At 37.8% G+C, this 16,688-nt stretch carries 14 protein-coding genes; all 14 read left to right on the forward strand.

The genetic code is table 11. The features are described from left to right. The first annotated feature begins 3 nt into the window (after positions 1-3). The 14 genes from DWX84_RS18185 to DWX84_RS18260 all read left to right on the forward strand — a co-directional run bounded on the left by DWX84_RS18185 (position 4) and on the right by DWX84_RS18260 (position 16,683). The gene (locus DWX84_RS18185) at positions 4-2,394 is read left to right on the forward strand and encodes a polysaccharide biosynthesis tyrosine autokinase (RefSeq protein ID WP_008782414.1); all 2,391 of its coding nucleotides are present in this window, start codon (positions 4-6) and stop codon (positions 2,392-2,394) included. An 87-nt stretch (positions 2,395-2,481) separates the two neighbouring features. Continuing rightward, complete coding sequence (locus tag DWX84_RS18190; protein ID WP_005868841.1) at positions 2,482-3,198, forward strand: tyrosine-protein phosphatase; 717 nt, start codon at positions 2,482-2,484, stop codon at positions 3,196-3,198. Between the two features lie 238 nt (positions 3,199-3,436). Beyond that, positions 3,437-4,414 (forward strand): SDR family oxidoreductase, encoded by a 978-nt coding sequence (locus DWX84_RS18200; RefSeq protein ID WP_005868843.1) that lies wholly within the window; start codon positions 3,437-3,439, stop codon positions 4,412-4,414. Positions 4,415-4,436: 22 nt separating this feature from the next. After that, a complete protein-coding gene (locus DWX84_RS18205) occupies positions 4,437-5,705 on the forward strand; it encodes a nucleotide sugar dehydrogenase (RefSeq protein WP_005868845.1) in 1,269 nt (422 codons plus the stop codon). A gap of 123 nt (positions 5,706-5,828) precedes the next feature. Further along, the gene (locus DWX84_RS22245; protein WP_233519614.1) at positions 5,829-6,134 is read left to right on the forward strand and encodes an acyltransferase family protein; all 306 of its coding nucleotides are present in this window, start codon (positions 5,829-5,831) and stop codon (positions 6,132-6,134) included. A gap of 564 nt (positions 6,135-6,698) precedes the next feature. After that, positions 6,699-8,231, forward strand: coding sequence for a lipopolysaccharide biosynthesis protein (locus DWX84_RS18220; RefSeq protein ID WP_005868853.1), 1,533 nt, complete (start codon positions 6,699-6,701; stop codon positions 8,229-8,231). Continuing rightward, a complete protein-coding gene (locus DWX84_RS18225) occupies positions 8,228-9,562 on the forward strand; it encodes a glycosyltransferase (protein ID WP_005868855.1) in 1,335 nt (444 codons plus the stop codon). The genes DWX84_RS18220 and DWX84_RS18225 overlap by 4 nt, the downstream gene beginning before the upstream one ends. A 2-nt stretch (positions 9,563-9,564) precedes the next feature. Further along, complete coding sequence (locus tag DWX84_RS18230) at positions 9,565-10,740, forward strand: glycosyltransferase family 4 protein (RefSeq protein ID WP_005868857.1); 1,176 nt, start codon at positions 9,565-9,567, stop codon at positions 10,738-10,740. 234 nt (positions 10,741-10,974) lie between these two features. Next, on the forward strand, positions 10,975-11,877 hold the full coding sequence (locus DWX84_RS18235; protein ID WP_005868858.1) for a glycosyltransferase family 2 protein: 903 nt from the start codon (positions 10,975-10,977) through the stop codon (positions 11,875-11,877). After that, positions 11,864-12,964, forward strand: a complete 1,101-nt coding sequence (locus tag DWX84_RS18240; protein WP_005868860.1) for a glycosyltransferase family 4 protein — start codon at positions 11,864-11,866, stop codon at positions 12,962-12,964. Before DWX84_RS18235 ends, DWX84_RS18240 begins: the two co-directional genes overlap by 14 nt. Then, a complete protein-coding gene (locus DWX84_RS18245) occupies positions 12,961-14,049 on the forward strand; it encodes an EpsG family protein (RefSeq protein ID WP_005868861.1) in 1,089 nt (362 codons plus the stop codon). The genes DWX84_RS18240 and DWX84_RS18245 overlap by 4 nt, the downstream gene beginning before the upstream one ends. A 27-nt stretch (positions 14,050-14,076) precedes the next feature. Further along, positions 14,077-14,991 (forward strand): glycosyltransferase family 2 protein, encoded by a 915-nt coding sequence (locus tag DWX84_RS18250; protein ID WP_005868862.1) that lies wholly within the window; start codon positions 14,077-14,079, stop codon positions 14,989-14,991. Next, positions 14,972-15,550 (forward strand): acyltransferase, encoded by a 579-nt coding sequence (locus DWX84_RS18255; RefSeq protein ID WP_005868863.1) that lies wholly within the window; start codon positions 14,972-14,974, stop codon positions 15,548-15,550. Before DWX84_RS18250 ends, DWX84_RS18255 begins: the two co-directional genes overlap by 20 nt. Beyond that, on the forward strand, positions 15,547-16,683 hold the full coding sequence (locus DWX84_RS18260) for a glycosyltransferase family 4 protein (protein WP_005868864.1): 1,137 nt from the start codon (positions 15,547-15,549) through the stop codon (positions 16,681-16,683). Before DWX84_RS18255 ends, DWX84_RS18260 begins: the two co-directional genes overlap by 4 nt. Positions 16,684-16,688 lie beyond the last annotated feature (5 nt).

The raw sequence follows: 16,688 nt of genomic DNA on the forward strand, positions 1-16,688 counted from the left end.
ATGATGACCGTAAATCAAAAGAATATAAAACCGGGGCAGCAGGATGATTTCCTGCGAATACAGGACCTGTTATACCTGTGCCTCGCAAGATGGAAGTGGTTCGTCTTGTCTTTAGCGGTAACGATCGGTGCCGCTACTGCCTATCTGTTACGCACTCCTGCCGTATATACACGTACCGCTTCGGTATTGATCAAAGAGGATTCCAAAGGCAAGTCGGTCTCCTCGGATTTGGAATCCTTCTCGGAGTTCGGGCTGTTTCAATCCGGTACAAATGTGAATAACGAACTCATCACCTTTCGATCACCGTCTTTAATGACCGAAGTGGTTAAACGGTTGCGTCTGGATATGAATTACTTCGTTCGGGGAAAATTCCACCGTCAGGTAGCCTATGGACTGACATTACCGGTGGATGTAACGATAAATGACTTGCCTGAGAATGAATCAGCCGGTTTTACGTTGGAAATACAGCCGGACGGTACGTTATACCTATCCGACTTTATACGTAACGGGACAGATCTTGAAGAAAAGGACGTAAAGGGAAGCTTGCTCGACTCCATCACTACGCCATTGGGAAAAATCATTATCCATACAACACCCAATTACGTGAAAGGCGAGGCATATACATTATATGTAGGCAAATCCAGTCTGTATAACGCCGTCAACTCCTGCTCGTCCAATCTGTCCGTTTCATTGAACAGCGAGAAAGCGTCAGTCATAGACTTGTCATTCAAGGATAACTCCACACAGCGGGCAGAAGATGTATTGAGCATGTTGATTTCCGTTTATAACGAGAATTGGGTGAAGGACAAAAACCAGATCGCTGTCAGCACCTCAATGTTCATCAACGAGCGTCTGGGCGTAATCGAACGGGAACTGGGAAATGTGGACGAGGATATCTCCTCTTACAAGTCAGAACATCTGTTGCCCGACGTGCAGGCGGCATCGAGTATGTATATGGCTCAAAGCAGTGCGGCCAACGCGCAGATCCTGTCCCTGAACAACCAGCTTTATATGACCCGTTACATCCGGAACTATTTAGCCAACGATGCCAACCGTACCCAACTGCTTCCGGCCAACTCCGGCATTGAAAGCGCCAATATTGAATCGCAGATTGCCGAATACAACAAGCAACTGTTGCAGCGCAACAGTCTGGTTGCGAACAGCAGCACGGAAAATCCGCTGGTCGTGGATATGGATCAGGCTCTGGCATCCATGCGTGGGGCGATAATCAGATCTATCGACAATCAGATAGTGACCTTGAATTCGCAGATAAAAAGTTTGCGGCAGACGGAGCAACAGACGACATCACGTATAGCGGCCAACCCAACACAGGCCAAGTACCTGCTTTCGGTGGAGCGCCAACAGAAGGTAAAGGAAGCTCTTTACCTATTCCTGTTGCAAAAGCGTGAAGAGAACGAACTCTCACAGGCGTTCACGGCTTATAATACCCGCATTGTTACCCCGCCACACGGCAGCATGTTGCCGACATCCCCTGTGCATAAAAATATCTTTATGGTCGCATTCGCTCTGGGGCTGCTCATTCCGATAGTCATTATCTTCATGCGCGAGAATATGAATACCCGTGTACGGGGAAGGAAAGACCTGGAAAACCTGACTATACCGTTCATCGGTGAAATTCCGCTGTTCACAAGAAAGAAAAAAGGGATATTAGGAAAGAAACCGCAGGAAGTCAAGGCCGTTATCGTCAAGGAGGGCAACCGTGACATCATCAACGAGGCATTCCGCGTATTGCGTACCAACCTGGAATTTATGACCGGCAAGGACAAGACTTCGAATGTCATCATCATGACCTCATTCAATCCGGGCAGCGGCAAATCGTTTCTGACCATGAACATCGCCGTGAGCCTTGCCATCAAAGGAAAAAAAGTGCTGGTAATCGACGGAGACCTGCGCCACGCCTCTGCATCATCCTATATCGACTCTCCTGACAAGGGATTGAGCGACTATCTGGGAGGTCGTATCGATAATCTGGATGAGATCATCGTACCCGATCCGAAACATAAATCTATGGATATACTACCCGTGGGAACGATTCCTCCTAACCCAACGGAATTATTGTTCGACGAGCGGTTAAAGCAGACAATCGATACTGTAAGGGAGCAATATGACTATGTGCTGATCGACTGTCCGCCCGTTGAACTGGTGGCCGACACGCAAATTATTGAGAAACTGGCCGACCGTACCGTTTTCGTAGTTCGTGCAGGATTACTTGAACGGAGTATGCTTGCTGAATTGGAGAAAATCTACGAGGAGAAAAAATACAAGAACATGTCCCTGATCTTGAACGGGACCGAGGGAAGTGGCGGTCGCTATGGATACCGTTATGGCTATCGATATGGTTATCACTACGGTTACGGCTCAGGATACCACTAAGGTTCCGACGGAAAACAGGGTGGGGATAAATGGATGATTATTAATTAAAAAAAATAAAATGTTTTATATAAAAATACTCGTATCATTGTGTGGCCATTCAGGAAACGTATATCGCTGAAAGATAGCGGTATATTCAAGAATTTTACCGACTGTCACTCGCACATTCTGCCGGGTGTGGACGACGGTGTGCAGACGATGGAAGAAGCATTGGAAATACTGCGCCTGTATGAAGAGTTGGGCATAAAATCCGTATGGCTTACACCGCATATCATGGAAGATATGCCCAACACCACACTGCACCTCCGGGAGCGTTACGCTGAACTTCAAGCCACCTATAGCGGTCCGATAAAACTGCATCTGGCCTCAGAGAACATGCTTGACAACCTCTTCGAGGAACGGTTGGAAAAGAACGATCTGCTGCCCTTGGGTGAAAGCGGTGACCATCTACTGGTGGAAACCTCCTACTTTAACCCTCCGATGGGATTGAACAACATTCTGCTCCGCATCAAGGCTAAAGGCTATTATCCCATTCTTGCCCATCCGGAACGGTATGTTTATATGGGTGAGTCGGATTATCAACAATTAAAAGACATGGGAGTGAAGTTTCAGTTCAATCTTCCGTCAATAGCGGGTATGTATGGCAACCGGATTAAGAAAAAAGCCATGCTGCTATTAAAAGAAAAGGCTATTACTCATATAGGAACGGACATTCACAATTACAATATATTTCAAAAGTTCATTTGTACGAGTATTACAAAAAATATACAAAACTGTTTAATTGATAGTCAGACTGTTATAGTTTAAATAGATTATAATTATCGGTTATTAAGACCTGTAGATTCTGTTTAACTTTTTCTCTCTAGGTGGATTTGCATAAAATACATACAAAAAAATCCAACAGGCTGGAATTCAATGGAAATTGTAACAATCGACTTGGAGCAGATACACACAATCTCTCTTTTATCCAAACCAGTCTTAAAATAAATCATTACACCCCTATCAAGCAATAGGCTTGCAACTTCAACATAAAACAACAATCCATATGTCATTAACAAAAGTTTTAGTTACTGGTGGAGCGGGATTCATCGGCTCCAATTTATGTGAGTATTTATTGGCTCACGACTATGATGTAATCTGTTTGGATAATTTTTCCACAGGTAAACCTGAAAACATTTTTCCATTTCTACAACGATATCCGAATAAGTTTAAACTTATCGTAGGAGATATACGGAATCTGAACGATTGTAAGAAAGCTGTAGAAAATGTAGATTACGTTATGCATGAAGGAGCATTAGGCTCAGTTCCACGTTCTATCAAAGATCCTATAACTACAAATGAAACTAATATATCGGGATTCTTAAATATGCTGACAGCCGCTCGCGATGCCAATGTAAAGCGTTTTATATATGCAGCAAGTTCTTCTACATATGGAGACAGTCAGTCTCTTCCCAAAGTAGAAGATGTGATTGGTAAACCGCTTTCGCCTTATGCCATAACAAAGTATGTAAACGAGCTTTACGCCGATGTGTTTGCCAAAACCTATGGAATGGAATGTATCGGCTTACGATATTTCAATGTTTTCGGTCGTCGTCAAGATCCATTCGGGGCATATGCTGCGGTGATTCCTTTGTTCGTTAAGAAATTCATGGCTCATGAGAGTCCTGTCATTAACGGAGATGGTGAATATAGCCGCGATTTTACTTATATAGACAATGTGATTCAAATGAACATGCTGGCTATGACCACGACAAATCCGAATGCAACCAACCAAGTATACAATACTGCTTTCGGAGAACGCACCACATTAAACCAGTTGGTCGGTTACTTGAAAGAATTTTTGAGTGAATTTGACCCCGAAATTGCCAACGTGAAAATAATTCATGGTCCCAACCGCTTGGGGGATATTCCCCATTCCTTGGCATGTATTGATAAAGCAAAATCCCTTTTAGGTTACAATCCTCAATACAGTATGCGTGACGGTTTGAAAGAGGCTGTCAAATGGTATTGGAAGAATATTTAAAGTAATAATAACAGATGAAATTATGAATGAAACTAAAATTTGCGTAATTGGTCTTGGTTACGTAGGGCTCCCTTTGGCTCGTCTTTTCTCGACAAAGTATAAAACGATAGGTTTTGACATGAACCAAGCTCGTGTGACTGCTTTGATGGCAGGTCATGATGCGACACTCGAAGTGTCAGATGAACTACTCCAATCTGCCCTTGCCAATGGTTTTAAGTGTACTGCCAATATAGAGGAAATCCGTGATTACAATTTTTATGTAGTTGCCGTTCCCACTCCGGTAGACAAAAACAACAATCCGGATTTGACTCCGCTTTACGGTGCCAGCACAACTGTTGGTAAGGTAATCTCCAAAGGGGATATTGTGGTGTATGAATCTACTGTTTATCCAGGTGTTACAGAAGACGAATGTATCCCGGTTGTGGAAAAAGTGTCCGGATTGAAATTTAATGAAGATTTCTTTGCTGGCTATAGCCCTGAACGTATAAATCCGGGAGATAAACTTCATACAGTAGAAAAAATCAAAAAGGTTACTTCCGGTTCTACGCCTGAAATAGGTAAGAAAGTAAATGAGGTATATGCTTCTGTAATTACCGCCGGTACACATCTCGCTCCTACGATGAAAGTAGCGGAAGCAGCCAAAGTAATAGAAAACTCACAGCGTGATATCAATATCGCATTTGTGAATGAGCTATCCAAGATATTTACTAAAATGGGCATTGATACACAGGATGTACTGGAAGCAGCTTCTACCAAATGGAATTTCCTGCCATTTAAGCCTGGGCTGGTTGGAGGCCATTGCATTGGAGTTGATCCGTATTATTTGGCTCAATGTGCACAACGTCACGGTTATAATCCTGAGATAATCTTAGCCGGTCGCCGAATGAACGACGGTATGGGGGAATATGTGGCCAACCAAGTTGCGAAATTGATGCTGAAGAAAGGAATACAGGTGCTCAACTCTCATATCCTCATATTAGGGTTTACTTTTAAAGAAAACTGTCCTGATGTGCGGAACACAAAGGTTATAGATATTTACAATGCTTTGCGAGAGTATAACGTACATATCACCGTATATGATCCTTGGGCCAATCCTGATATAGTTATGCGAGAATATGGAATCTCGGTAACGAACCAACATCCTTTGGATAAGAAATTCGATGCGGCAATTATAGCTGTAGCACACGAACAGTTTATAGGCTTTGATGTAAAAACGTTACTAAATGCTCAACACGTCATATTCGATGTTAAAGCTATCTTTGAAAAAAACGTTGTAGATGGTAGACTCTAATCGGATTGTCTCCTTTGACATATTGAAAGGGGGAGGAATTTTATTGGTCATCCTTGGTCATATACAAATCCCTTACATGTTGAAAACCGTTATTTACAGTTTTCACATGCCCCTTTTTTTTTTGTGTCAGGCTGTTTCTTTCGTCCAATCAGTTTGAGAGAGTTTTTTGCAAAAAAGACCAGACAATTACTGATTCCTTGGGCCTTTTTTGCCTTTTTGTTGTTCGCATATTTGTTCGTTTTGAAACTTAACGAAACTCATAATTGGGCAAAAGCGATCTCGCTCCCTGTAACGAGTATGTTTGATGGTTTTCTCGGTGATGAAAACTCTTTTATTTTATTTCATGTAATTTGGTTTTTAATTTGTTTGTTCGAGGTTTCATTCGTTTATTTATTGATACATAAAATCACCCCTACAATAAAGCATTAACAATCAGCGCATTATGTATATTATTATATGGAGTAGGATATTGGTTAAATGCTAATAACATTGATTTGCCATATTTTATTGACACAACAATGTCTACCTTGATTTATTACCATCTTGGTTTTTGCTTCATGCGGAACAAATGGTACGGCATGAAGGTTTCACCGATATACTCATTATTCTTGCTTATTATCGCCATTGTTTTCATCGTTCTATTTCCCTCTTACGTTGACTTAAAATCAAACAATTTTCCATTGCATCTATTGTTGCTTTCAATGGTTTTTATTATGAATTTTTATTGGTTTATCAATTCATATTTTAATTCGAGAAAGCTGAAACTTATTCCATTGGATAAAATATTGATTTGGTGTGGAATTAACAGTTTGGCATTATTGGGGCTACATATATTATTTGTAGATACATTCTGGATCGTGCGCAATAAGTTACATCTTGTAAACTACAGTTGGACCATATTGGAATTTGCACTCATTGTTGCAATATGCTATTTTGCGACAACCTTAATAAAAAGATACATTCCGTCTGTATTAGGAAGATCATAAGCTTGCTATGAATAAGACATCGTCCGTAAATAATAAAAAAATATTCAAGAATACAGTGGCACTTTATGCACGTATGTTGCTGTCCATGATTGTATCACTATATACATCACGGATCGTGTTAAATGCACTTGGTGTAGATGATTATGGCATTTATGGACTTGTCGGCGGTATTGTTGTCCTATTTAGCTTTTTGAATGTAACGATGAGTGGAGCGACTTCACGCTTTCTTACAGTCGAACTTGCCAAAAATGACCCTCGACAACTCCAACAAACATTCAATACAGCCTTTATATTACATATAGGAATTGCAATTATAGTCTTGTTTTTGGCTGAAACGGTCGGACTTTGGCTGTTATTCGAAAAATTGAACATTCCAGATGAGAGAATGAGTGCAGCTGTTTGGGTGTATCAATTTTCAATAATTTCCTCAATGGTCAGCATCACTCAAGTTCCATACAATGCGACTCTTATTTCGCACGAAAAAATGGACGTGTATGCTATTGTGGAAATTGTTGGATCACTGTTGAAGTTGCTGATCGCTACACTTCTACTTATTACAGTATGTGATAAGCTCATTTTATATGGAGGACTTATGCTCTTATCTTCATTCTTGATTGCAATGACATATCGCATTTATTGCATTAGGCATTATGACGAATGCCGGATTAATTGGGAATGGAATAAGGTTATCGGCCGTTCTCTGTTTAGCTTTTCAGGATGGAATCTTTATTCCAATATTTGCTTTACTACTCGTCAACAGGGAACAAATATGTTGCTTAATATATTTGGCAGTACAGCTGTTAATGCCGCAGCCGGATTGGCAACAACTGTGCAACTGATGATTGAACAAGTATCAACCAATTTGGTAATGGCTTCGAGGCCGCAAATTATAAAGCAATACGCATTGACCGATTTCAATGCCATGATACAATTACTAAAGCAAACTACTTGTTTGGCAAATGTGTTATATCTGTTGGTTGCTATTCCTTTTATCTCTGAAATACATTATGTAATGAATTTATGGCTCGTGGAAGTTCCTCCATATACAATTGAATTCTGTATTTTATTGATAGTCTCAAGCTTCATATCATTGAATAATAATATTATATATATTGGAATACAAGCTGTCGGACGTTTGAAATTTTATTCATTTATGGCGGGGACAGTATCATTATCAGTCATTCCGATACTTTGGTTATTGTTTAGTAAAGGTATCGGCTTGACTTGGGCTTTTGGATTGCCTATAGTGAGCACATTATTGATTTATATCGTTTGCTCATATACACTCCATCATTATGTTGAAGATTTCAAACCGATACGTTTTTTCTTCACAACGATGGTAGTGAATCTTTTCATAAGTATTCCTTCTTTTACCGCAATCCTACTCATACAACATATCTTGGTTGAGTCCTTTACAAGAGTGATTATCGTGGCTCTTAGTTCTTCAATAATATTGGTTGTTCTGTCCTATTATGTGCTATTAGACAAAGAAAATAAGAAAAAAGTAAAAGCATTGATTTTAAACAAATTAAAACGATGAATAAAAACATACTTATAATTACTCCTTTTTTTCCGCCACAGACTCATGCTGCGGTATTTAGGGCATTTAAACTTGTAAAATATCTTAAACGTACAGGTTGGAATCCGATAGTACTGACGGTTAATCGTAATTATCTATATTTAGAAGATCCTGATTTGTTGGACGAAGTCCAAGACGTGCCTATTTATCAAGCCAATTATATAGAACCGACATTGCGCGGCCTTAGAATGTTGCTTGGAGGAGAAGATACTTCACTCAAAGCCATTACAGCCAAAGCAAAAACTATTGGTGCACAGTCAAAAAGCACGGATACAGTCACCTCTAACAAGCAATCTTTATTCGGTAAGTTTTATAAATATATACTAGACCGATGGATTCAAGTTCCCGACCGCTTTAGATTCTGGGAAAGAAGTGCCGTGAGGATGGGACGAAAAATAATTAAAGAACATGATATATCTATCATATATACCACTTGCCTGCCTTTTACCTCAAATAGAATCGGTATGCGACTTAAACATCTAACCGGAGTAAAATGGGTTGCTGATTTCAGGGATCCTACCACATACGCTAAGCGAATGTATTCTGATTATTTTCCTGTTTTTGCCAAGCAAAAGAAAATTGAACAAGATACTTTTAAATACGCTGATGCTATTACTGGTCTGTCGGGAGCATACCTGAATATATTTAATGATTTATATGAGGGACGATACTCAAATAAATCATATTTTATTCCAACTGGAGTAGATGATGATTATTTGCCTTCTTTTCAAAATAGAGAAAAAGAGAATTATATAATATTCGTGGGTGAATACCTCCATGAATATAAAGATAATTTCTTGAAAATATTTGCCGAAGCTGTCAATTCTAAGGAATTAAAAGGCAAGGGTTGCACCCTTAAAATTGTGGGTAATAAGAATATCAATCAAAAACAAACGGAAGAATTTGTCAATGATTTGGGAATCTGTAACAACGTGGAATATATCAATCATGTACCGCAGCGTAAATTGTATGAATTGATAGTTAATGCAAAAGCAGCAGTACTTATTCCCGGACACACGGCTTTATGGTGGACTAATTTCGCAAAAATGGTCGATTATATCGCATTACAAGTGCCTGTATTAGCAATGGTGCCCATGACTAGCGAAGCACGAACCGAATTGATAAAAGCAGGCATAGGTATTTTTATAGATACTCCTCAGCAAGGTGTTACTGTCATCAAACAAGTATTTAGCGAAAAATTTCCAATGACGGCAAACAAAGAATATTGCCGCCGTTACTTGGCATCGCAACAAACAAAATCTTTCATTGATATTTTCCAAAAAATACAATAGAGATGCATATAGCGTTTTTAACTACAGAATATCCGATATTGGGTATGAAATGTGGCGGAATCGGAATTTTTATCAAACATTTGTCTCATCTTATCGTTAAGAGTGAGACTGGTGTGAAGGTATCAGTTGTGTATTGGGGCAATAAGTTTACAGAAACTGTGTGGGACGATGGTATATCTGTGATACCTATAAACCAGCCTCATAAGTCTCCATTTTCTTCTTTTATCAATAGAAGGTATCTAAATAAAAAGTTAAATCTATTAGTGGCAAAGATTGGCATCGACCTCGTTGAATCTATCGACTGGGAGGGACCTTTGGCTTTTTGTAGTTTATCTGTACCAGTAGTTACAAGATTACATGGTTCAAATGTGTATTTCGATCATTTGTCTGGAAACAAAACTCCATGGAACGTACGGCTTATGGAATATAATGCTTTGCGTAATTCTGATGCCTATATAGGAGTTAGCCGACAGGCTCTCGACCTGACGGATAAATTATTCAGTCTGTCTTCGAATAAGAGAAAATGTGTAATATATAATCCTGTGGATATAAACATGCCCCCTCTTTCATCTAGTGACATGAACAAAAATACAATAACGATACTTTATTGGGGGACAATTGTTGAGAAAAAGGGGGTACTTGATTTGCCTCTTATTTTCAACAGGATATGCGAGCAAAACGACAATGTCAAACTCATTCTCATCGGACAGGATGCAGTAGTGAATGGTTCTTCGACATGGGAAAAATGCAAATCTCTCTTTTCAAAGCAATCGATCGGTTGTGTATCGTATTTAGGTCGCTTACCTTATGACAAGACTATGTCATACGCTAACAGTGCCGATATTTGCATATTTCCAAGCCATGCAGAAACTTTCGGTTTGGTCTTACTGGAGGCAATGTTACTGCGGAAGGCAATTGTTTGTTCCGATATCGATTGTTTTCAAGAGATTATAGGAGACAGTAACTGTGTTTGCAAATGCAGGGTGAAACGTATCGATGAATTTGCAGAGGCTTTGCAACGGCTAATCTCGAATCCCATTTATAGGTGTGAACAAGCCGACAGGGCTTATCTAAATGCAACTGCTAGATTCAACACCAACGAGATAGTGGCACAAAACATCGAATTTTACAATCGAGTTATAAGAGATAGCTCCAAACATCATGTAGAAGAATCCTAACTCAACTGCTTTATTAGAAAATTTAAACGGACTTTTTATTTATAAAATCACATATTCATACGAAGGGGAGTTAAGGCTTTTTTTGTATTGCCATCTTGAAGAAAGTCAAACATTTCAGTACAACTACGTAAAATATAGAAATGCTTCATTATAGTGAAATTTCTGATAGAGTATAATTCCTAAACGAAGTGATTAATTTCTTAACTCTTGATTCATATTATTCATAAACGCCTTATGCAAAAAGGGATAAGCATTATTTTGCCCACACTTAATCGGGCTGATTATCTGGCAAGTACAGTTGATTGCTTAATAGAGCAAGATTTTGGGGAGCCGTATGAAATAATTATTGTAGACCAATCGGCAGCCATTGACAGTACTATGTATAGTCGTGCAAAAGATAGTGATACATTGATTAAGTACTATCATGTGACTGAATTTAGAGGGCTACCTGAAGCTCGTAATTTCGGTGTGCAACACACACAATACGCCTACATCCTATTTCTAGATGATGATATCGAGTGTGACTGCAACCTGCTCAAAGAGCATTACAAGTTCTTGTCACAACCTGATATCGCAGTAGTGGCAGGGGGAATTACAGAAAAATATAAGAATAATCCCAAATCGAAAAATGTAGGCAAGTTCCATTTCTATACGGCAACTCCAGAACGGGGATTCCACATTAATCATAAAGAATATGTAGATCATGGCGGAGGTGGAAATTATAGCATAAAAAAAGACATATTTTTAGAAGTTGGTGGTGTTGATGAATATTTGAATTATGGAGCTGCTCTATATGAAGAAACCGAAATATGTTTACGAGTAAAGGAACTTGGATACAAAGTTTTTTTTAATTATGATGCTCATGTATGGCACTTGGCTGCTGATACAGGCGGTTGCAGGGTTCTGGATATCAATCGCTATATTGCTTCATTAGTACATAACCGGGCTTTATTGATTAGCCGTCATCTCAAATGGTATCATAGGCCGACTGCTTACATCTATTTGTTGCGTCTTGTTGCATCATACGCTTTTACTTACCGCAATCCCGGACTGTTTAGACTTTTTGCAAAAACTTATAAAGAAGGTTATAAAAAAGGAAAACTAACTCCTAAATATACTCATTATGCAAACATCTAACAAACACATTTTTATTGTAACCTATGATTATCCACCAAGTAATGGTGGTATTGCAAGGCTTTGTTTTGAACTGAAAAAATATTTAGAGAAAAAAGGACTGAATGTTACAGTCATTTGTCCCCAAAGTACTTCTACCGATGCAGAGGAGGATAATAATGTGGTGAGATTGCATGGAAGAAGAGGAATATTGGAGTTGCGTACATTGAAGTATTTACGCAAAAAAACTGTTCCCGGTGATATTGTAATTACCGGGAATTATCATCCAGAGGGAATGCTGTCTCTATTGTCAAACAGAGAAACCTATATATTGGCACATGGAGCCGAATATCTTGCCGGAAAGAGTTTTTTCCGACGCTGTATTTGGCCTACTTATCGACGTTTTATACTAAGAAACGCCTCTTGCGTGATTGCTAACAGTCATTATACAGAGACATTAGTAAAACATTGTTCTCCAAATGCTAAAACAATCGCTATTCCGTTAGCGGTTGATGCAATTCATTTTCGCCCTACTTGTGAAAAATATAAGGATGGCTTGCTACACCTCTGTTCTATTTCTCGATTGGAAAAATTTAAAGGACATGATTTTATTATCCGGACGATAGCTTCTTTACCGGCAAAGTATAAGCAACAAGTGCGATTGCATCTCGGAGGTAAAGGAAAATATAAGAGTGCACTTGAGCGGATGGTTACCGATTTAGGATTGTCAGATATTGTATCATTTGAAGGTTTCATTGATGATAATAAACTTTGCGATTTCTATTCAGCCTCGCATATATTCATTCTCTGTACACGTGAAGAAGCGGATAATAGGAATGTAGAAGGATACGGGCTTGTTTTTGCCGAAGCGCAAGCTTGTGGAACCGCCGTTATAGGTACTCGTACAGGTGGCATTCCCGATGCTGTCGAGGAGAATAATGGCGGTTGGTTGATACATCAGGACGCCCACGAAGAATTGGAGAATTTACTCATTAAGTTAATCGACGATAAATCTCTTGCTATAAATGAAGGTCGTAATGCACGTCGGCGCATAGAAGCTAAAATTACGTGGGAACATTATGTGGACCAAATTTGTGATGTCATTTTATGAGTATTAGTCTATATATAGCCTTATATTACAACTTGTTGCTGCTATTAGTTGTTTACATCGCTATTCAACCGGTCAGGGCAGAAACAGTAAGACAGCCTTATATCAACAACCAGATATTTAGCCTTGCTTTACTCTTGATTGTATATGTTCATGTAACTTTCCGACCGACCGATTATCACTACTTTGGAGATACTTCAGCTTATGCCATGGCTTTCCAAAAGAAAGCCTTCTATGGTACGGTTGCTATAAGAGATAGAGATATTGGTTTTGAGTATCTTACCTATTGGCTTTCACAACTCGTCAATTTAAAAGGGTATTGGTTTGTTCTTTGCTCATTATATATATTGCCTGTTTTCTTTGCTTTAAAGAAACGATTCAAACAACAATATGCTGTAGCACTAGTGTTGTTCGTTTGTTCTTTGAGTTTTTGGGGATACGGAGTAAATGGACTGCGTAACGGAATAGCTACATCGTTAGTTATCTTCTCTTTTCTTGTTCCAAACAACGATATTAAACGAATTCCTGTTTGGATTATAGCATGTCTTTTCCATCAATCCGTCATGTTGCCAATTGGCTGTTTCTTGCTGACCCGACTTTCAAATAATCCCAAACACTACTTATACTTATGGGGAACGTTTTTCCTGCTTATGCTTGTTGCACGTGATTCTTTCTCCACTTTGTTGACAAACATTCCTTGGTTTGAACAGGATAAAAGGATGTCTGAATATTTGAATATGTCTTATAAAGGCATGGAGCAAATGTTCTCTAATATTGGATTTCGCTGGGACTTCATTATTTATAGTTTGATACCCATTATCGCAGGAGTGAAATATATCTATACATATTGCTACGAAGACAAATTGTTTATCCGTTTATTTAATACTTATATAGCAAGTAATGCGTTCTGGCTATTGACCATTCATGTACCGTATAATAACAGATTTGCTTATCTATCTTGGTTTCTTTATCCTATAGTATTGATATATCCCTTGCTAAAAGATAACTTAATAAATAACCAGGGAGAACGAATAAAATGGATTATTCTATGTTATTATATGTTCACTTATGTAATGTGGATAAAATAAAATACAAAACAATAGAAAAAGATTTTTATGAAAGATTTAGTTACTGTATTTACACCGGTATATAATAGGAAGAATTTAATTGGAAATCTATATCAGAGTTTGTTGTCTCAAACCTATAAAAATTTTGAATGGATTATTGTTGACGATGGGAGCACTGATGATATTGATGAAATTATAAAATCTTATCAAAATGAAGATCGTATATTAATTCGTTTCATCAAACAAGAGAATGGTGGAAAACATAGAGCAATCAACAATGGCGTATTACATGCAAAAGGAGAATTATTTTATATTGTAGATAGTGATGACTATTTAACAAAAGACTCTATAGAACGAATAGTTTTTCATTATCAATATATAAAGAATAATGATAAATTTGCTGGAGTTTGTGGTATGAAATGCTTTCCAGATGGTTCTCGTATAGGGAAAGAGGTTACATGGAAAATTTTAAAAGATTCTTGGATTAACTATTGGATTATAAAAAATATAAAAGGGGATGTTGCGTTTGTTTTTAAAACATCAGTCCTGAGAAATTATTTATTTGACGATATACCCGGAGAAAAATTTTGTGCAGAAAGTTTGGTTCTAAACCGTATTGGAAAAAATTACCTTATGTTATTTTTTAATGAAAAAATATACATCGCAGAGTATTTATCAGACGGTTTATCTGTTTCATCAATCAAAAACAGAATGAATTCACCTAATTATGCCATGAGAATTTATTCAGAAATGGCATCACTAGATATTCCATATTTAAAAAAAATAAAAGCTCATATAAATTACTGGCGTTTTGCTCCTTGCTCTAAATTGAAAATGAAAAATAAAATAAAACAAATAGGAATTTCTAGTTATATTATTTTTATGCCTATTGGCTATTTGTTTCATATGAAAGATAAAAAAAACAATTATATAGATATTAGACATGTCGGATCTAAGCGGTAGAACTTTATTTAAACGGATTAAACCATTAATTAAGGTATTCGTTATAGTAGATTCATATCTTCCTAGGAAACTTAATAATTTTTTATTTGTAAGTTTAAGAGGTATTGGAGGAAAAGTTGGTATTGTGATTAGATACATATTGGTGAAAAATCTAGCAAAAAAATGCGGTGATAATGTTGTAATTAAAGAAAATGTATATATATCTAACATAGAGAAACTAGAACTGGGAGATAATATCAGTATTCATCCGATGTGTTATTTTGAATGTAGCGGAGGATTGATGATCGGAAATAATGTGTCTATTGCCCATTCAAGTTCAATACTAACAAGTACTCACACTTATTCTGATTTTAATTTACCTATTAAATATAATGAAATCCTAAAAAAAACGGTAGTTATCCATGATGATGTATGGATTGGTTGTGGAGTGAGGATTTTATGTGGAGTTCACATTGATACAAGATGTATAATAGGCGCAAATAGTTTGGTTAATAAAAGTGTTGACTCATTCTCTATTTATGGGGGAGTTCCTGCAAAAAAAATAAAATCTTTTCAATGAAAAAAAAGAAATTATTCAAAATAACAAATTCAGCTTATTTTCAAGTCCGGCAACTTCAAGGTCAATTGAATTATTTTTCCGCATATTTCGATGTCATTGCCGTTGCCCCTAAAGGAGAAGGTTGGGAGGAATTACAGAAGCAACAGGCACGTTGTATTCCGGTAAAAATGTCAAGAGCCATAAATCCGATTTTCGATTTAATAACTCTTTTCCAATTGGTAAAACTTTTTATCAAAGAGAAGCCGACTATTGTTCACTCGCACACCCCCAAAGCTGGTCTTTTGGGTATGTTAGCAGCATGGATAGCACGTGTGCCGATCCGTATGCACACGGTAACAGGCTTCCCATTGACGACGGCTACGGGCATAAAAAAACAAATTCTTCGTTTTACGGAACGGTTAACTTACGCTTGTGCCACAAATGTATATCCCAATTCACAAAAGATGTGTGATATTATTTGTTCAATGGGGATCGGCAATCCTAAAAAAATGCTTGTTATCGGTAATGGTGGTTCAAATGGAATTGATACGGCATTCTATTCGCGAAATGCTACACAAGATATTAAGATTTCAACTTTCGATTTCACGTTTGGTTTTGTAGGTCGTATATTTTATGAGAAAGGAATCAATGAATTAGTAGCTTCTTTTATTCGATTACAGAAAGATTATCCTAACATAGGATTACGTTTAATCGGCTTTATGGAAGAAAACCTTTATCCGGTTGATGATTGGGTAAAACAAGAGATTAGCACAAATTCTCACATTGAGTTTGTCGGCTTTCAACAAGATGTTCGTCCCTATCTAATGGGGTGTGAGGCTTTTGTTTTTCCCTCCTATCGTGAAGGTTTCCCTAATGTTGTCATGCAAGCTGGGGCCTTGGAATTACCACAAATCGTTACAGATATCAATGGTTGTAATGAAATAATTGTTCAAAACAAAAATGGAATAATTGTTCCACCACAAGACGAACACGCATTGTATAAAGCCATGAAATATTTTTTGGATAATCCTAATGAGGTAAAAAGAATGGCAAAGAATGCAAGGGCAATGATTACATCACGTTACGAACGCAATAAATTTTGGAAATTGATGCTTGAAGAATACTATCGGCAAATTAAAAATCGAATTAAATAACATCT

Origin of the sequence: Parabacteroides sp. AF21-43, assembly GCF_003635435.1 — a bacterium.
In the GTDB taxonomy this organism is placed as follows: Bacteria; Bacteroidota; Bacteroidia; order Bacteroidales; family Tannerellaceae; genus Parabacteroides; species Parabacteroides distasonis.